Raw genomic sequence first — 19,267 nt, forward strand, 5'->3', positions numbered from 1 at the left:
CAAGGCGGCATTGCCCTAGCGTCCCAGACCCCACCTTACCCAAGTCATCGGAGCATTTGTGGTTCAGAGCTTTACCCCCCGCCAGCGCAAGGTCCGCATCCTGGCGACCCTTGGTCCGGCGAGCGCCAATGCCGAGATGATCGCCGAACTGCACCGCGCGGGCGCCGACGCCTTTCGCGTCAATATGAGCCACGGCGATCATGAAGGCCATGCCAAGGTGATCGCCGCGATCCGCGCGCTGGAAAAGGAAACCGGGCGGCCGACGACGATCCTCGTCGACCTGCAGGGACCGAAGCTGCGCGTCGGGACGTTCAAGGATGGCCCCGCCGAGTTGGTGAAGGGCAAGTCCTTCGTCCTCGATGCCGACAAGGCGGCGGGCGACGCGACCCGCGTCCACCTTCCTCACCCCGAACTGTTCGCGGCGCTCGAACCCGACACGCGGCTGCTGATCGATGACGGCAAGCTGGTGCTGCGCGTCAAGAGCGTGGCGCCCGACCGGATCGAAACGGTGGTCGAGGTGGGGGGCAAGATTTCGGATCGCAAGGGCGTCAACGTCCCCGATGTCGTCGTCCCGCTCGCCGCGCTGACCGAAAAGGACCGCAAGGATCTCGCCTTTGCGCTCGAACAGCATGTCGACTGGATCGCGCTGTCATTCGTTCAGCGCCCCGAGGACGTCGCCGAGGCGCGACGCCTGATCGGTGGCAAGGCGGCGCTGCTCGTCAAGTTCGAAAAGCCGTCGGGCGTGCAGCGGATCGAGGAGATCCTCGAGCTCGCCGACGCGGCGATGGTCGCGCGCGGTGACCTTGGCGTCGAACTGCCGCCCGAAGCCGTCCCGCCGCTCCAGAAGAAGATCGTCGCGACCGCCCGCCGCATGGGCAAGCCCGTCGTTGTGGCAACGCAGATGCTGGAATCGATGATCGTCTCTCCCTCCCCGACGCGCGCCGAAGTGAGCGACGTCGCGACCGCCGTCTATGATGGCGCCGACGCGATCATGCTGTCGGCGGAGACTGCGGCGGGCGCCTGGCCGGTGGAGGCTGTCACCATGATGGATTCGATCGCGCGTTCGGTCGAAAGCGATCCCGACTATTATCGCCGCCTGCATTTCACCGAGACGGTGCCCGACGCGACGACCGCCGATGCGCTCGCCGAGGCGGCGGGCGGCATCATCTCGACGATCGCCGCCGATGCGATCATCTGCTTCACCGCGTCGGGATCGACCGCGCGCCGCGTCGCGCGAGAGCGGCCGGGCGCGCCGCTGCTGGTGTTGACGCCGAAGAAGGAAGCCGCGCGGCGCATGGGGTTGCTGTGGGGAGCGCATGCGGTGCCGACGAAGGATATCGGCAGTTTCGAGGAGATGATCGCGAAGGGCAAGCGCATGGCGCTGCGCCACGGGATCGGCCGGCCGGGCGCAAAGCTGGTGATGATGGCGGGCGTTCCGTTCGGCACGCCGGGATCGACCAACGTGCTCCACGTCGCCACGCTCACCGGCGACGAGCTGCGTGGATACAGCTGATCCGATTCAAATCGGCACAAAAGTTACCGGCTGATTCACAAAATTGGGGGGTTGATTCAGAACGGGACGGACTAAAATGGTAAACGCACTTTGCACCATTGACGCCGCGCGGCATAGTTGGTGCAAGGTGTGCGTCGGACCCGCGTTGGGGGGCTCCGCATCGCCAGTCCGGAGGTCTTTTTCGCGTGTCCGCACCGTTTCGTTTTCCGCGCTTTTTCGTCACCAGTCCGGCACCTTGCCCCTATCTGGCGGGCAAGACCGAGCGCAAGGTGTTTACGGAGCTGAGCGGCAACACGGCGAACGAGCTGAACGACGCGCTCGGCCGTATCGGGTTTCGCCGCAGCCAGTCGGTCGCCTATCGCCCCAGCTGCGCCGATTGTTCGGCCTGCGTGTCGGTGCGCGTCTGCGCGGCCGAATTCGCGCCGAGCAGTTCGCAGAAGCGTAACATGCGCCGCAACGGCGATCTGGTCGCCACCGCGTGCAAGCCGTGGGCGACCGAAGAACAATACGCGCTGCTGCGCTCCTATCTCGCCTCGCGCCACCCCGATGGCGGTATGGCGGACATGGACGAGCAGGATTTCGCCGACATGGTCGAGCAGACGCCGGTCGACAGCTATATGATCGAATATCGCGAGCCGGCGGCCGATGGCGGCAAGGGACGCCTCGTCGGCTGTTGCCTGACCGACCGTCAGGGCGACGGGCTATCGATGATCTACAGTTTCTTCGACGCGCACCATCCGCTGCGCGAGGGGCTGGGAACCTATATCATTGCCGACCATGTGCTGCGCGCCGGCAACGCCGGGTTGCCCTACGTTTATCTGGGCTACTGGATCGAAGGGTCGGCGCGCATGGCGTACAAGGCGCGTTTTCGCCCGCTTGAAAAGCTTGGGCCTGACGGCTGGTCGCGCTTCGATGCGACGCAGCCCGATCGCATCGCGGCGATGTTCGAACTCGCCTGAGTCAACCGGCTCATCGGCTAGTTGAGAACGCCTCGCAACTGCCGATTCTGGCGGTCGAGCGGTTGACCTTTTCCCGCTTTCAGGGGCATAGCCTGTCGCTCAGGACATTAGTCCGGGTCGCATCCAAGATTATGTCGCTTAGGGGTAAGCGATTGGGGGGAATGGGATGCCCGTGCAAGCGTTCGCCAGCATCTTGATCGCAAACGGTCGCTTCGGCGGCAGGGCGCGGGCATGAGCGAGGCGGTCAAGGTTGCGATCATCGGTTCGGGCCCGGCCGGGCTCAGCGCCGCGTCGCGCGCCGGGCAACTCGGGCTGAGCCATATGTTGCTCGAAAAGACCGATCACCTCTCCGACACCATCTTCAAATATCAGAAGGGCAAGCGCGTGCTCGCGACGCCCGAACGGCTTGATCTGCGGTCCGACTGTCGGTTCGCCGAGGGTGCGCGCGAATATATCCTTGCGAACTGGGACGAAGACGCCGCGAAGAACCAGGTGAACGTCGCCTATCACGCCGATGTCGTCGAGGTGATAGGCGCGCAGGGCGCCTTCGCGATCAAGACCGCGAAGGGTGATGTCTTTCACGCCGAGAACATCATTCTTGCGATCGGCACGCAGGGCAATCCGAACCGGATGCGCTGCGAGGGCGCCGACCTGCCGCACATCATCTATCAGGTCGACGATCCCGAGGATTTCAAGGACAAGCATATCACCGTTGTCGGATCGGGCGACGCGGGGATCGAAAATGCGCTCGGCGTCGCCGAGGAAGCGCTGGAAAACACCGTGACCATCCTCAACCGCTCGAAGGATTTCGCGCGCGCGAAGGCGAAGAACGTCTCCGACATGATGGAGGCGGGCGAAAACGGGCTGATGTCGATCCGCACCGAAACGCAGCCGAAGAAGGTCGAACCCGGCTGGCTGACGCTCGACACGCCCGACGGCGACGAGAAGATCCCGTGCGACGTGATCGTCGCGCGGCTGGGGTCGGTCGCACCGCGCGGCTTCGTCGAATCGATGGGGATCGAGTTTACGGGGCCGGACCGCGAGGCCTTTCCAAAGCTGTCGCCGACCTTTGAATCGACGGTGCCGGGAATCTTCGTGATCGGCGCACTCGCGGGTTATCCGCTGATCAAGCATTGCATGAACCAGGGCTATGACGTCGTCGAGTTCATCAATGGCAACGCGTCGCTGACCCCCGCCGATGAAAAGGATCTGGCGGCCATTTTCGCAGGCCTGCCGCAGCAGAAGGCCGTGAGCGAATGGCTCGATTATCTGCGCGAACGGGTGAGCATCTTTGCCGATGTGTCGCCGTTGCAGATGCGTGAGTTCATGCTCGATTCGAAAGTCGCCTTCTACACCAAGGGCGACATCGTCTTTGAAAAGGGCGAGCCGGGGTCGTCGCTCTTCGCGATAGCCGACGGCTTTGCCGAGGTCGAGGTGGGGCCGGGCGTTACCGTGTCGATCGAGCAGGGATCGATCTTTGGCGAGGTCGGTTTGATTTCGGGGCGGAAGCGCGGCGCGACGATCCGCGCCGGCGACGACAGTATTTTCGTCGAAGTGTCGCGCACCGCGGCGCTGAAGCTGATGGCGGCGGTGCCGGGCGCGAAACGTGCGATCAACCGCATCTCGCTCGAACGCCAGTTGCTCCAGATATTCAAGGGCGGGCTGACGGTGGAGGATCTGGGCCCGGTGGTCGATGCCGCCGAGGTCGAGCGCGTGCCCGCGGGCAAGGTCGTGCTGACCGAGGGTGAACAGGGCGACGATGTCTATGTCATCCGCTCGGGTTCGATGGTGGTCGAGAAGGATATCGGCGGGAAGCCGATCTTCCTCCGCTACCTTCCCGCCGGCAGCTTCTTTGGCGAAATGGGCGTGCTGAGCGGGCAGCCGCGCAACGCTACCGTCAAGGCGGCGGTCGGCAGCGAGGTGATCAAGCTCACCGGCGAAAGTTTCCGCAAGATGCTCGCCGCACGACCGCAGGTGCGCGAAGCGACCGAAGTAGCGGTCGCCGAACGCGCGGCGATGAACAGCTTCATCGAATCGCGCAAAGCCACCTATTCGAGCGCGGTCGACCTGTATTCGGACACCGCGAGCTTCATCATGAAGGAAGGGCTCGGCGAGGCGACCGACGCGCTCCTGATCGACGAGAATCTGTGCGTCGGCTGCGATAATTGCGAGAAAGCGTGCGCCGACAGCCATGAGGGCCTGTCGCGGCTCGACCGCGAGGCGGGCAAGACCTTCGCGCACCTGCATGTGCCGACAAGCTGCCGCCACTGCGAGCATCCGCATTGCATGGCCGACTGTCCGCCGAACGTGATCCACCGCGGCCCCGACGGCGAGGTGTTCATGGAGCCGGGCTGCATCGGCTGCGGCAACTGCATGCGCAACTGTCCCTATGGCGTGATCCGCATGGAGGCGGCGCCGCCGGAGAAGCCAAGCCTGCTCCGCTGGCTGCTGACCGGCTTCGGTCCCGGTCCGGGCGAGCCGTCGCCCAAATGGACCAAGAAACAGCTGGGCGACGAGAAGCCGAAGAAGATCGCGGTCAAGTGCGACATGTGCAAAGGCATATCGGGCGGCCCGGCGTGCGTGCGGGCGTGCCCGACGGGCGCCGCGATCCGCGTGTCGCCGGAAGAATTCCTGTCGATCGCGCGGCTCGACGAGGACACCGACTGATGGCGAGCCTGTTCCAGCGGCGTCGGTCGAAGGCCACACAGGTCGAGCGTGTTCGCGAGCGGCGGCATGAGGGCTTCCTGCGCTATGCGGGCTTTCGCTGGGCCAAGATTTCGGGCGGGCTCTGCCTTCTCATCATCGTCTCCTATGCTCTGGTCGACGTGACGCCGCGGCACAATGGCGGCAGCTGGTACGGCTATGCGCTGGGGACGATCGGCGCGCTGCTGATCCTCTGGCTCACCGCGCTCGGTTATCGCAAGCGCAAGATGACGAGCGATCACTGGTCGCTGAAGGCGTGGACGTCGGCGCATGTCTATCTGGGTTTAAGCCTGATCGTCATCGGCACCTGGCACACCGGATTCCAGCTTGGCTGGAACGTCCACACGCTCGCCTGGGTGCTGATGATGCTCGTCATCCTGTCGGGGCTTTACGGCGTCATCGTCTATGCGACCTTGCCGGCTGCGTTGTCGAACAATCGCGAGCAGATGACGCAGATGCAGATGCTGGAGGCGATCCGCGCGTTCGACCGCCAGCTGCACAGCGCCGCGCAGCCGCTGACGGCCGCGGACAGCGCGGCGGTGCTCGCCTCGCTCGACCAGGATCCGTTCGCGGGCGGCGCATGGGCGCGGCTGCGTGGGCGCTATCCGGGTTGCGCGACGACTGCCTCCCGCGGCGCGCTATCGGTGTCACAGGGCGGCGATGCCGCGCGCACAAAGGTCATCCAGCTTTTGTCTCAGAAGGAGGCGGCGCTGGCGCGGTTGCGCGAGCATCTGCGGCTGCGCGCGCTGCTCGAAGTCTGGCTCTATGTGCATGTGCCGCTGACCTTTGCGCTGATGGCGGCGCTGTCGGCGCATATCGTCAGCGTCTTCTTCTATTGGTGAGGCGCGAACGATGAGCTTCATCCTGCGCCGCATCGCGACGACGAAGACGGGCAAGCAGATCGTCCGCGACGAGCCGCTGCCGGGCGATATGATCACGCTCGGCCGTGAGAGCGGCAATATCATTCATGTCGCCGATCTGGCGGTGAACCCGCACCACGCGACGATCAGCAGCGCCGACGGGCGCCATGTGCGCGTCGCGGCGCTGGAGGGGCTGGGGTTCGATTTCAACGGCCGGACGGTCGACGCCGCCAATATCGACAGCGCCGCGGGCGCCGAGCTGCGCTTCGGCGGCCATCGACTGACGATCGCGCGCGAGGATGAAAAGGTCATTCTGCTCGTCGAGCGCATCGACGAATTGTCGCAATCGTCGAAAGATGTCGACGAGGCGAAGGCCTTTTCGCTCGCGGGGGTGATGCCCGGCAAGCGCACCGCCGCGTGGGCGTTCGGCCTCTTGATGCTGCTGGCCTTCCTGATCGGGCCGATCTGGGCCTGGTACAGCTACCGGCAGATGAACGAGCGCCCCGACGGCTATCATGCCGACAGCGCCTGGCTTTCGGGACCGCTGTCGAGCGCGCATGCGAGCCTGAAAAACGACTGCCAGTCGTGCCATGTCGAGCCGTTCGTCGCCGTGACCGACAAGGCGTGCGTGGGGTGTCACACCGGCGAGCACAAGACGATGAGCATGGCGCACGCGAATGCGCCGACCGCGATGCTGCTCGCGGCGCGTCACCCGCCGGGCGTGGGCGAGCGGATTCTCGCGGGCTTTGCCAAGACCTTCAACAAGCCGCAGGGACGCTGCGTCGATTGTCATACCGAGCATGAAGGTGCGGGGCCGATGGCGGCGACGCCGCAGAAATTCTGCGCCGACTGCCACGGCGGCATGTCGGCGCGGCTGAAGACGGCGGGGCATCCGACGACGCTCGCCGACGCCGCCGATTTCGGAACCAGCCACCCCGAGTTCCGCCCGCTCGTCCGCCCGGCGCCGGACGGAAAGCCGGTGCGCACGACGCTGACCCAAGGGATCGTCGACTATAACGGCTTGAAATTCCCGCACGACATGCACCTGCAGGCGACGGGCGGGGTGGCGCGCATGGCGGCGAGCTTCCGTGGGCGCTATGATTTCGGGAAGAAGCTCGAATGCCAGAATTGCCACCGCGTCGAGGCCGATGGCGTGCGCGTCAAGCCGGTCGAAATGGAGCGCGACTGCGCGATGTGCCACAGCCTCGCGTTCGAGACGGTTGGCGGGGTAACCCGCACCCTGCGCCACGGCGAGCCCGATCAGGTGGTTGCCGATCTCACGGCCTATTTCCGTTCGACCCCGCCCTCGCGCCCGCTCCAGCTCGGCGGGATGCAGCGACGGCGGCCGGGCGCCTATGCCGAGGGGCAGGTCTATAATATCTATTTCCGCGAGGTCGCGGTCCGGCCGAACCGGGCAGAGGACGCTGTGCGCGCGGTCTTTTCAAAGGGCGGCGCCTGTTACGACTGTCACACCGTCTTCGCGCCGCAGGCCGGGCGGGGGTGGCGTGTCGCCGCGGTCGACCAGACGCCGCGCTATCTGCAAAAAGGATGGTTCGACCACGATGCGCATCGTGAGACCGAGTGCGCGGATTGCCACACCGCGGCGCCGGCCTCGAAGATATCGACCGACCTGCTCGTGCCCGGTCTCCGCCAGTGCCGCGACTGTCATGTCGGCGAAAGTGGCGCGCGAATCGTCAAGGTCGAGACCGCCACCGAATCGCCGTGCGCGATGTGCCACGAATATCATTCGGACGGCGGAAAGCCCTGGATGCCGCCGCGCGAGCGCAAGAAAAAGGTGGCTGCAATCACAAATCAACCTATTCCGGGTACTTATCATGTGAGCCTGATCACAGGTCCGGGGGGCCGGGGTCTTTATGATGTGACGTGGCGCACACCCGCCCTGCACGGGGCTCGGCGGGGAGGGTGAGGTTTTGGACGGCCGGACGAGTCCGGTCGGAGCAGGGGACGGATATGCTGATCGCGCAGATCACAGATGTCCATATCGGGTTCGATCCGGACAATCCGGCCGAATATAACCGCAAGCGTCTCGACGACGTGCTCGACGTGCTGATCGACGGTCCGAACCGTCCCGATCTGTTGCTTGCGACGGGCGACATCACCGACCGAGGCGACCCCGACAGCTATCGCCGGCTGCAGACCGCCTTTTCGCGCTGCCCCTTCCCGGTGTGGCCTAGCGTCGGAAATCATGATCTGCGCGACAATTTTCACGAACGTTTTCCGGGCTTCGACGACGGCAACGGCTTCGTCCAGTACACCGTCGAGCTTCCCGAACTGCGGCTGGTAACGATCGACACCCTTGAGGAAGGGCGCCATGGCGGTGCCTTCTGCGAAGCGCGCGCGGCGTGGCTCGATGCCGAACTGGCGAAGGAACCCGCGAAGCCGACCTATATCGTCATGCACCATCCGCCGGTCGAAAGCGGGATCGAGTGGATGAACACCCATCCCGACGAGCCGTGGGTCGCGGTCTTCACCGATGTCGTGCGCCGCCACCCGCAGGTTCGCGGGCTGATCTGCGGCCACCTCCACCGCAGCGTCACCGTCGCGTGGGAAGGCCGCACCGTCGCGATCTGTTCGTCGACCGCGCCGCAGGTATCGCTCGACCTCCGCCCCATCGACGAAAACAAGCCCGACGACCGCCCGATGATCGTCGCCGAAGACCCCGCCTATGCCCTCCACCGCTGGAACGGCCGCGAACTGGTCAGCTTCTACGATCATGCGGGCGCCCACACGATGCTCGCCAAATATGACGAGCGGCTCCAGCCGCTGGTGCGCGAATTGAAGGCCGAACGGCCGGGCTGAACTTTATTCGTCGCCCCCGCGAAGGCGGGGGCCGTCGTCGTTCTGACTCTGCGCCGCTGTTTAGAACGACCGCAGCCACCGCCTTCGCGGGGGCGACGTGTTTTCAATAACCCAGCGTCAAATCGACGCGCGGTTCGACGGCTTCGCCCCTCTTCCAGCGACCCAGATTTTCCAGAAACCGCTGCGCCGACCGCACGAACATCTTGTCCTGCGCGCGGCCCGACAGGTGCATGGTGATATGCGCGTTGTCGAGGCTCCACAGCGGATCGTCGGCGGGCAGCGGTTCGGGGGTTGTGACGTCGAGAAACGCCGCCGCGATCTGCTTTTCGTTCAGCGCCGTGATCAGCGCATCCTGATCGACAACGCTGCCGCGCGCGATGTTGATGAGCGTCGCGGTCGGCTTCATCGCGGCAAGCTCCGCCGCACCGATCATGCCGTCGGTTTCGGGGGTCGCGGGGACCGCGAGGATCACCCAGTCGAAATCTCGGAGCTGCGCGCGCCACTGGTCGGGGTTCAGCGTGTTCGGGCCGGGCGAGCGGCGCACGACGGTCACATCGACCGCAAAGGCTTTCAGCCGCTCCTCGATCAGCTTACCGATCGCGCCATAGCCGAGCAGCAGCGCTTTCGATCCGAACAGTTCGACCTTGCCCGGCGAATCGATCAGCCATTCGCGGCGCTCCTGCGCGCGCACGACTTCGCGGTAGCCCTTGGCGACGGTCAGCATGCCCATCACGACATATTCGGCAATGGTGATCGCGTTGATCCCCGCGCCGTTGGTGACGACGGTGCCGCGCTCGCGAAGCAGGTCCAGCGGCATGCCGTCGACCCCGGCATAGATCGAGTTCAGCCATTTGAGGCCTGTCGCGGCGGTGATGACCACGGCCATGTCCTTCTTGTCGTACATGTCGAACCAGCCGATCTCGGCGGCGGGCGCGAGTTCGAGCGCCTCTTCCTTCGACGCGAAGAATCGCGGTTCGACCCAGTCGGGCAGGCGGTTTTCGACGAGCGGACGGATCAGGCCCGACAGGACGGTGACGGTCATATTTCTCCCCTCCCGCTTGCGGGAGGGGCCGGGGGAGGGCCTGTCCGCTTTACGGCGATGATGTGTGGAGGAACATGCCCTCCCCTAACCCCTCCCGCAAGCGGGAGGGGGATTTAATCGCCGAGCCGCCAGTCCCAGCCGAGCGGGTCGCCGTCCATTACCTCGACGCCGGCGGCGAGGAGTTCGTCTCGGAGCGCGTCGGATGCGGCGAAGTCCTTGGCGGCGCGAGCTTCCTTGCGGCGGACGAGGATAGCCTCGATTTCGCCTTCGGCGATGGTTGCGCTTTTCGGGCGGATGCGAAGGTCGGAGCGTTCGATTGTCAGCAAGTTCAGGCCGAGCACAGCATCCATGGCGGCAAGCGTCGCGTGTTTCTCTCCAGCGTCGATCTTCTTCATCGCCGCCGCTTCCTCGATCAGGGTCAGCGCGACCGGCGTATTGAGATCGTCCGACATCGCGGCGTCGAATTTTGCGAGCAGGTCGGTGAGGCGGCGGTCGGTCGCTGCGGCCACCTCGGCGTTCCGCGCCGGCGCCGCGGCCATCACAAGCCGTTTCAATCGCGTCAGTGCGGCACCCAGCCCCGCCCAACTGAACTCCAGCTCGCTGCGGTAATGCGCCTGCAGGCACATCAGGCGATAGGCGAGGGGGTGGTAGCCCTTGTCGACGAGGAGCCGGACGCGCAGGAATTCGCCGCTCGACTTCGACATCTTGCCCGAGCGTTCGACGAGGAAATTATTGTGCATCCAGAAACGCGCGCCGCTCGTGTCGCTGCAGCTGTGCGCCTGGTTCTGAGCGATCTCGTTCGGATGGTGAATCTCGCGGTGGTCGATGCCGCCGGTGTGGATGTCGAAGGGAAAGCCAAGCAGCGCCTCCGACATCACCGAGCATTCGAGGTGCCAGCCGGGGGCGCCGCGGCCCCAGGGTGAATCCCATTCCATCTGGCGCTTCTCACCCGCGGGGGTCTTGCGCCAGATCGCAAAGTCGGCGGGATGGCGCTTGCCGTCGACGGGATCGATGCGACTCTCGCCTTCATCGGTGCCGTGGCGCGCGAGGCGGCCGTAGTCGCTCACCGTGGTGGTGTCGAAATAGAGGCCGCCGTCGAGTTCGTAGCAATGCTTGTCGGCGATCGCTTTCGCGAATTCGATCATCTGCGGGACATAGTCGGTGGCGATCGACCAGTGTGCGGGCTGGCGGATGTTCAGCGCCTTTACATCCGCCCAATAGGCCTCGGTAAAATGGCGTGCAATGTCCCAGATCGACTGCGCCTTTTCGGCCGCCGCCTTTTCCAGCTTGTCCTCGCCCGCATCGGCGTCGTCGGTCAGATGGCCGACATCGGTGATGTTGATGACATGGGTCAGCTTGTAGCCCTTGAACGACAGCGTGCGCCCCAGCGTGTCGGCGAAGACATAGGCGCGCATATTGCCGATATGCGGGTAGTTATAGACCGTCGGACCGCAGCTGTAGACGCGCGCCTCACCGGGGTGGACGGGCTCGAAGATTTCGAGGCTGCGCGTCAGGCTGTTGAACAGCTTGAGCGGCGAGGCCGAAATAGGAGGGGCAGAGGCGTCGGTCATGCCGCCGCCCATGCCTCGCCCCGATGCGATCCGTCAACCGAAACGCGGCTATTGCGCGGGCGGCGTCCACAGATCGTCGTTGCCCGCACCGGTCACCGGATCGTCGAGCAGCGGCGCGCCGGTCAGTGGATCCACTTCGCGCATCGTGATTAGCGGCTGTGGCAGGCTGTTGCCTTCGCCCGCGCTGTCCTCGTCGCCGTCGATTTCCTCGATCACATCCTGCACCGGGAAATTATTGTCGATGTCGATCGCGACGGTGGCGCAGACGGTCGGGCTGGAGATGAGGCAGCCGTTGACGGTCGATCGCGGATCGTAGCTGCCGGCGACGGGCGCCGTGCCGCCGATGGTGAGCAACTGGAGCGTGTCGAGACCGGTTACCTGCCCGTTCGTGCCAAGCTGTACGCCGTTGACGACGATGCGCGACGGCCCTTGGGTCACGACGTCGAGCCCGCCAGCGCCGAAGGTCAGCCCGCGGCGCTGGGCAAAATCGGTGCCCGCCCCGCTGTTCTGGACATAGAAGCCGCCGACGACTTCGGCCCGGATGCCGCGTGCGAAAAGCGCGCCTTCGTCGAGCAGGATGCCGTCATTCTGTTCGAGACGCGTGTTGATCGCGGCGGTCGAGGTCGCGGCGCCGACATCCGCGATCGCTTCGGCCGTTGCGACGATGATGTCGTCGGACACCATGTTGAGTTGCCCCGCCGGGTCCGCGCCGTTCACGAGGCGCACGCTGCCCTGGCCCAGGATCACCTCGAGCGCGTCGCCTGCGACGAGATTGAGCGCGTTGGCGTCAGTGAGGCCGGTCAGTTCGACGTTGCCGATGACGCGCATCTTGCCCGGTGTGCGGATCGTCAGCGCGCCATTCGCGCCGAGATTGGAGCCCGCAGCACCGCCGGTCATGGTGAAGCCGTCGACGACGACGTCGGGCGGTGCCGCCGACCCGACCGAGGCGCCGCCAGCGGCCTGCACCGCGGGTGCGAAGATCTCGATCTGGTTGCCATAGAGGCGGGTCAGCTCGTCGGCGTCGATATGATAACCCGCAACGCTCGTGCCGGACGCGCCGCCGACGAAGGTCTGGTTGTCGCTGTTGTTGTTCGCGACCGACAATTGCTGCGTAACGCCGGCGGTGCCGACGCGGCCCGCCGGATCGATGGTGATATTCGCCGACGCGAGCGCGATCGACTGGCCGGTGACGATGCCGGTGACGCCCAGCGACGCGAGCGCGCTGGCGTCGATGCTGCCGGTGACGGTCACTGTGTCGAGATTGAGGAAACCGCCCGAATTGGCGAGTATGGCGTTGGCGGCGGCGAGCGTGCCGATGCTCATGCCTTCGCCCTGCGTGCCGAGATCGGCCGTGCCCGCGATGTTGCCGTCCGCGACCGACAGGTCGCCGTTCGCGCGGACGTAAGCGTCGCCGACGTCGGTGGCGAGGGACGCAAAGGCCAGGTTGCCGCCGCCTTCGATGCGGATCGCATCGGCGCTGGCATTGATCGGGCCGGAGGCGAGGAGACTGCCGATCCGGATGTCGCCGTCGCTGCTGTCCAAATCGGCCGTGCCGAGCACATTGGCCTGTTGCACGTCGATGCCGTTCGTGCCGGTCAGGGCGACATTCTGGCCCTCGACCGAGGTGAGGCCGATGGCGGTATCCGCCGTCAGCGCTACGTCGCCGAGTGCGCGAACGCCACCGCCCGCAATGCCGGCCGCCGAATTCACCACCACATCGCCGTCCGCGTCCAGCGTTGGAACGGCATCGCCGCCGGGATCGGTCAGCGCCGCGAGGGTGACGTCCTGCGCGTCGATTATCGTGTCGCGGCCCGCGGTGACGACACCGGTAAGGTTGGCCAGGCCGGCCGCATCGACGACGACGTCGCTGAAGGAATCGATACCCGCGAGCGTCGTTGCGCCGCCCTGCGTGCGGATGCTGCTGTCGCCGCCGGTCGTGCCGAGGCCTAGGGTGGTCGCGCCGTTGACCGCGATGCCGTTCGCGGCGTTGAGCAATATGTCGTCACCCGCCGACAGCGCCGCCGCGTCGATCGCGCCGTTCGCCGACGCCATGACGATGTCGGCGCCGTTGATGCCTTCGGTTCCTTCCCCGACGCCGATCGTGAAGATCGGGCTGCCCGAACCCGACGACAGGCCGAGGATATGCGTGTCGGCGCCCGCACCGGTGGCACTGACATTGACCGCGTCGATGTTGCCCGGTGCGTTGACGGTGACGTCGTCGCCCACGCTGACGTCGGTCAGGCTGGCGGTCGTCCCGGCGACGACGAGCATGTCCTCGCCCGCGATGCCGCCGTCGATCGATGCGGTGCCCCCCGCGCTCACACCGAACATGCGCGCCGCAGAACTGTCGGTCAGCGCCGCGTCGCCCGCGGCGATGACGAATAAATTGCCTTCGGTGGCGAGGCCGTTGCCATTGACATAGCCGCCGTTCGCCTGCGCCGACGCATCGATGCTGCCGTCCGAATTGAGAAAGATGTCGCCCCCGGCAATAAAGCTGCCCGAAAGATCGTCGGCGGAGAAGATCGAGATGGTGCCGTCGACGTCGGCGCCATTCACCGAAACCGCGCCGCCGGTACCAAAGGCGAAGAAGGAGGCGTCGCCGGTCACCGCGCCGGTCAGCGCGATGCTGTTCGCGAACAGGTTGATGTCGCCGCCGGCCGCGATCGAGCCGCCGCTGATGCCCTCCGCACCCGGTGCTGCCCCGTTGGCCGACAAGCTCACTGACAGGCCGGCGTCGATATTGTTGAAGGCGATCGATTGCCCGGAAACCTGGACGAAGCCGCCCGCGCTCGAATTGCCGAGATCGACCGCGCCCGGCGCGACGATGTCGATATCGCCGCCGGTGATGATCGAATTGAGGCCGGTTGCGAAACTGGTCGCGTTCGCGTTGAAATCATTGACGGCTTCGGCATGTTCGACAGTCGTTGCGCCTGCGCTGGTCAGCGTGATGTCGCCGCCCGCGAGCCCGTCGACGCCGATCGTTCCGCTCGTGGTCAGCGACAGCGTGCCGCCCGCGGCGATCAGGCTGCCCGGCGCGCCGCTGATGCTGGTCGGCGCGGTGGCGATCAGGCTTTCGCTCGCGCGAAGCGTTGGCGCCTGGCCCTCGCGGCCATCGTGGCGGATGTCGATCTGGTCGCCCGCGTCGATCGTCAGGGTACCATCGACGTCAAATATGCCGTTCGACTGGGCATGGACGCCGATCGAACCGTCGGTGGTCAGTGTAACGTCGCCCTGGCTGGCGATCGTGCCGCCGGTCGGCGCGACAAAGATGCCTGCGAGCGCGGTATCGGTGTCGTTGTTGGTTGGCGCGGCGATCCCGAGTGCCTCGGCAGTGAGGCCCGCGAAGTTGATATTGCCGCCCGAGCGCGATTCGATGCGCCCCGCAAAATCGCCGTTCGCGGCGATGCTTGTCGGGCCGAGATCGACTTGTCCGGCCCCCGAGGCGCCGACCGCCGTTTCAATCACCACGCGGCCGCCGGTGGTCTGATCCATGTTGCCAAGGCCGCCGTCGACGCCGCCACCCTGGCCGATGCCGCCGCTGCCGCCTTCACCAGAAACACCGCTCGCCGCGATGTCGACCGCTTCACCGTTCGAGGTGATCGTCCCGCCGGTGGCGACAAGCCGAACGGTCCCGCCGGTCCCCGCGCCGCCGTCGCCGCCGCTTCCTGACTGATTTCCTTCGCCGAAACTGCTGTTGCTGCCGGCGCCGCCCGCGCCGCCGCTTCCGCTGCTGGAAAGGGAGACGAAGTCGCCGCCGTCGAGGCCGAGCGAGACCGTTCCGCCTTCGTTCGCCGCAATCTCGATCGTGCCGCCTTGTCCGTCGCCGCCATCGCCGCCATCGGGGGCGATCGCGGGGAAAGAGCTGAAGCCCAGCCCGCCCGCGCCGCCGTTGCCGCCGATCCCGCCCGAAACGAGATTGCTCTGCACGGCCGTCAGGCTCGCTCCCGCGCCATCGGCCGCGATTCGCGAGGTACCGCCGGTTCCGTTGCCGCCGAGGCCGCCGGCGCCGTCGTTGCCGTCTGCGCCGTTGCCGCCGGTCCCGGTCGAATCGATGGTAACCGCGAGGCTGCCGGCCTCGAAGCCGGTGACGATCGCTTGGGCGGTGCCGCCGAAGCCATCGCCGCCGTCGCCGCCGACATTGTGGATGCCGCCCGCGCCGCCGGTGCCGAGCGCGACGCTGCTTGTCGCGCCGACCCCGTCGATCGGTGTTTCGAGCGCGATCGTCGCGGTGCCGCCGCGACCCGTGCCGCCTGTGCCGCCGACCCCGATGCCGGTGGCGGGGCCGCCGCTGCTCGAGAAAAAGCTGCCGCCGCCGCCGCCGCCGACGCCCGATGCGTCGGCGAGCACGCTGCTCGCGGTCGTCGTGCCGCCGCCCATGTTCACCGTTGCCTCGCCGCCGATGCCGTCGCCCGCATTGCCCGGGGTGCCGGGCGTGCCGGTGAAGAAGCTGTCGAACGGCCCGCCGTCGCCGCCCGTGCCGAGCGCGCTGGCCTGAATCACGCTGGCGTCGACGACCGCCGTGCCGCCGATGCTGATCGTAGCGGTGCCGCCGCGCCCGATGCCGCCGTCGCCGCCAGCGACGATGTTGAGCGGGTCGAAATCGTCGCCGGGCAAGCCGAAACCGCCCTGGCCGCTGGCCGAGGCCGTGATGTCGGCCGCGGTGATCGTGCCGCCCGACAGATCGATCGTCGCGACGCCGCCGACGCCCGTTCCCGACAGGTCTTGCATAGTGCCGCCAAAGCCGTCGGCGGCGATGCTGATGTCGCTGACCGACACGGTTCCGCCTGTCTGGGTGAAGGTCGCGGTGCCGCCAGTCCCGGTACCGCTGCCGCCATCGCCGGTGCCGCCGTTGGCGGAAAGTTCGATGACGTTGCCGGTGAATGTGCCGCCCGCGACGACCATGGTCATCGTGCCGCCCTGCGCGTTGCCGGCGGGAGGCTCGGCGCCGGGCGGCAATTCGCTTTCGGCCTGGGCTTGGCCGTCGGCCGTTGCGAACAGGTCGCCGGCGTCGATGCGGCTGCTGTCCGATGCGTCGGCTTCGACGCGGATCAGGATCGAACCGCCGGTGCCGGTCGGGTTGTTCGCGCCCGACGTTGCCGCGCCGCCCGACCTGCCGTCGGCGGACAGATCGGCACCGACGCCCAGATCGATCGTTCCGGCATCGGCGATCAGCTGGATCGAGCCACCGGTGGCTGCCGTTCCCGCCGCGCTGACGCCGGATCGCGCGCTGGCGGTGAGGGTGTTTAGTGCGTCGAGCGTCGCGACGATCTGGCCGCCGCCCGAGGCCAACAGGTCGATCGTCCCGCCCTGCGCCGTGCCGCCCGTGCCGGTGACATTGGCCGTGTCGCTGCTCGCATCAACGTCGTAGACCTCAGCCTGAATTGTCCCGCCGTCGGCGATAAAGCCGATGTCGCCGCCGATGCCGTTGCCGGCGCTGGTCGCGGTCGCGCTCGACATGCTGCCGCCCATCGCCTGGGCCGTCAGCGCGTTCGCTGTGGTGATCGCGCCGCCCGCCGTCGCGCTGACCGCGATATTGCCGCCGCTACCCGTCCCGAAATTCTCGCCTGCGACGCCCATGCCGACCGCGAAGAGGTTGATGAAGCCGCCGCTGGCGATCGTCGAACCGCCCGTGGCCGAGATTGTCACATCGTTCGCGCTCGCGTTACCCGTCTGCCCCGTCGTTCCGCTCGGACTGAACGCGCTTCCCGCCAGCGCCGAGGCGTTGAGCGTGATCGCGGTGAATTGCGCATCGACGCCGCCATCGACGGTCAGGGTCGCCGTACCTCCCACGGCGTCACCGCCAATGACATCCTCCGCGCCGCTCGCATCACCGCCGCGCCCGAGCGCGGAAGCGAGGAGCTGGCCCGCGGAGACGGTCGATGCTGCGTCGGCATTGATGAGCATCTCTGCGGTTCCGCCGATACCATCGCCGCCATTCTGCGTCTCAAAGGGACCGATGCTGCCGCCGCCATCGCCGCCGGCCTCGACGAAGCTTTGCGTCGCCGAGAGAAAGGATCCGGGTCCTGACACCGCGATGCGCGCGGTGCCACCGACGCCGTCGCCCGACTGGACGAGGCCGATGCCCCCGGTGCCAGTCGCGTCGAGCGACAGCAATGTTACCGGGCCGACGGTGCCGCCATTCGCCACGGTCAGGGTGGCGGTGCCGCCGATGCCGTCGCCGCTGACCGCCGGTGGGGCGCCGGCGAAGCTGTTGTCCCCGCTCCCCAGCGCATTGATGAAGATGTTGCCGGCCGTCAGCGTGCTGCCCGCATTGCTGACCGAGATGCTTGCCGCGCCGCCGCGTCCGGTCCCGGCCGCGCCGTTGGAGCCGAGGTCGGCGACGCCATTGGCTTCGACCGTGACGCCCGAAGAGGTCACGCTGCCGCCGGTGATCGTCAGGGCGGCGGTGCCGCCCTGGCTGTCGCCAGTGAGGGCGTCGGGCGTGCCCGATGCCGATATGGTCAGCGCGCCGGGCGCCGCGAGCGATCCGCCGGAAACGTTCACCGCTGCGTTGCCGGGCGTACCGCCGCGGCCCCCCGACTGGACGGTGAAGCTTCCTGTCGCGCCGCCCGACTGGTTCGGCCCGATGCCGACGGTCGCGCTGACGTCACCGATGAAAGTCCCGTTGCCTTCGACGAAGAACTGACCCTCCGACGACAGCGGGGAGGGCGAGGGCGGAAGCGTTTGCGTCGGCGCGGCGGTGAACGCGCCGCTGGCGCGCGCGATCGTGTCGCTCCGGAACAATGTATCGCCCGCGGTGATGTTCGCGGCGGTCGCATTGGCCGGCGTCGCATCGAGTTCGCCCGCGGTGATATTATAGCCCGCCGACAGCCGCACCGCGCCATCGGGGTCGACCTGCGCCGAGAGCGCGTCGTCATAGCCGATCGCCCCGCTGACCAGCATCGTGACCGCGTCGTTCTTGGGAATCGCGACCATGTAGACGCGGCTTTGATTGCCGTTGGTGTCCAGATGCGCCGGGCCGGTTGTCGTGCCCGAATGGTCGATGACGTTGCCGCCTTCGGCGCCGACAAGGACGTTGATGTCGAACAATCCGCCGTTGATCCGGATATCGGCCTGTTCCCCGGCCACATAGGCGGCCGATCCGTCGACACGGACGTCTCCCGCCTGCACGACGCGCGGCGCGACAAGCGCGACATAGCTGTTGCCCGGACTGCCCACGATATTGGCGTTGATCGCGCCGTTCACGGTGACGGCGGAGGTGCTGCCCGAAGCGCCGCGGAAGCGTATCTCGCCGCCCGGACCGAACAGCCCGCCGGTCGTGACGATATCATTGGTGGTGAGAACAAGGCTGCCGACGTTGACCACGCCGCTCGCGCCGATCAATATGCCACCGGCGTTGTAGAACCAGATATTGCCGCCGCGCGGGCCGCTCGTCGAGCCAATATAGGAGTTGACCGTGCCGTTGAGCGCGATCTCGCGGCTGAGCGATCCGCCGCCGCCGTTCACGAAGCGGTTGAGTACGGTATAGTCGCCGGTGCCGACGAAATCCCAGTTTTCGCCGGCCGGAAGCAGGTCGATCGCGCCCCCGGTCGGGGCGGCGTCGGTCGGCACCCAATTGATGATGCTTTCCGCCCCGCCGACATTCACCGTCGTCGTGTTGGTCCCGCCATCGTTGCCGATCGAGCCGGCGCCCGAAACGAAGCTGCCCGAACCGGCGACTTGTGCCGACGCGGGTCCGCCATAGGCAAGCGCAGCGATCCCGGCCGCGATCGCGCAACTGGTCAACAGGCGCTGCTTGCCTTTGCGGACGGGCGAGAGGGTGGCGGTGGCACGCATGT

At 66.7% G+C, this 19,267-nt stretch carries 9 protein-coding genes; 6 read left to right on the top strand and 3 right to left on the bottom strand.

The features are described 5' to 3' along the window. The first annotated feature begins 58 nt into the window (after nucleotides 1-58). From pyk to HDC29_RS04720, 6 genes are all read left to right on the top strand, one after another. Nucleotides 59-1,513, top strand: coding sequence for a pyruvate kinase (gene pyk, locus HDC29_RS04695; RefSeq protein WP_179494889.1), 1,455 nt, complete (start codon nucleotides 59-61; stop codon nucleotides 1,511-1,513). A gap of 185 nt (nucleotides 1,514-1,698) precedes the next feature. Continuing rightward, nucleotides 1,699-2,472, top strand: coding sequence for an arginyltransferase (locus HDC29_RS04700; protein ID WP_179494891.1), 774 nt, complete (start codon nucleotides 1,699-1,701; stop codon nucleotides 2,470-2,472). 231 nt (nucleotides 2,473-2,703) lie between these two features. Continuing rightward, entirely contained in the window at nucleotides 2,704-5,139 is a 2,436-nt protein-coding gene (locus HDC29_RS04705; RefSeq protein ID WP_179494893.1) for a cyclic nucleotide-binding domain-containing protein, read from the top strand. Next, nucleotides 5,139-6,017: a hypothetical protein gene (locus HDC29_RS04710; protein WP_257018043.1), complete on the top strand. Its 879-nt coding sequence runs from the start codon at nucleotides 5,139-5,141 to the stop codon at nucleotides 6,015-6,017. The genes HDC29_RS04705 and HDC29_RS04710 overlap by 1 nt, the downstream gene beginning before the upstream one ends. Before the next feature lie 10 nt (nucleotides 6,018-6,027). Next, nucleotides 6,028-7,962, top strand: a complete 1,935-nt coding sequence (locus HDC29_RS04715; protein ID WP_179494895.1) for a cytochrome c3 family protein — start codon at nucleotides 6,028-6,030, stop codon at nucleotides 7,960-7,962. A gap of 44 nt (nucleotides 7,963-8,006) precedes the next feature. Continuing rightward, on the top strand, nucleotides 8,007-8,855 hold the full coding sequence (locus HDC29_RS04720) for a metallophosphoesterase (RefSeq protein WP_179494897.1): 849 nt from the start codon (nucleotides 8,007-8,009) through the stop codon (nucleotides 8,853-8,855). Between the two features lie 103 nt (nucleotides 8,856-8,958). On the opposite strand, the gene HDC29_RS04725 is transcribed toward HDC29_RS04720, so the two are convergent. The 3 genes from HDC29_RS04725 to HDC29_RS04735 form a co-directional block, all read right to left on the bottom strand. Further along, nucleotides 8,959-9,897, bottom strand: a complete 939-nt coding sequence (locus HDC29_RS04725) for a D-2-hydroxyacid dehydrogenase (protein WP_179494899.1) — start codon at nucleotides 9,895-9,897, stop codon at nucleotides 8,959-8,961. Between the two features lie 113 nt (nucleotides 9,898-10,010). Next, nucleotides 10,011-11,480, bottom strand: coding sequence for a cysteine--tRNA ligase (cysS, locus tag HDC29_RS04730; protein ID WP_179494901.1), 1,470 nt, complete (start codon nucleotides 11,478-11,480; stop codon nucleotides 10,011-10,013). Between the two features lie 36 nt (nucleotides 11,481-11,516). Next, nucleotides 11,517-19,265, bottom strand: coding sequence for a hypothetical protein (locus HDC29_RS04735; protein ID WP_179494903.1), 7,749 nt, complete (start codon nucleotides 19,263-19,265; stop codon nucleotides 11,517-11,519). Nucleotides 19,266-19,267: the final 2 nt, after the last annotated feature.

It is taken from the genome of Sphingopyxis sp. JAI108, from assembly GCF_013410105.1.
GTDB lineage: Bacteria > Pseudomonadota > Alphaproteobacteria > Sphingomonadales > Sphingomonadaceae > Sphingopyxis > Sphingopyxis chilensis.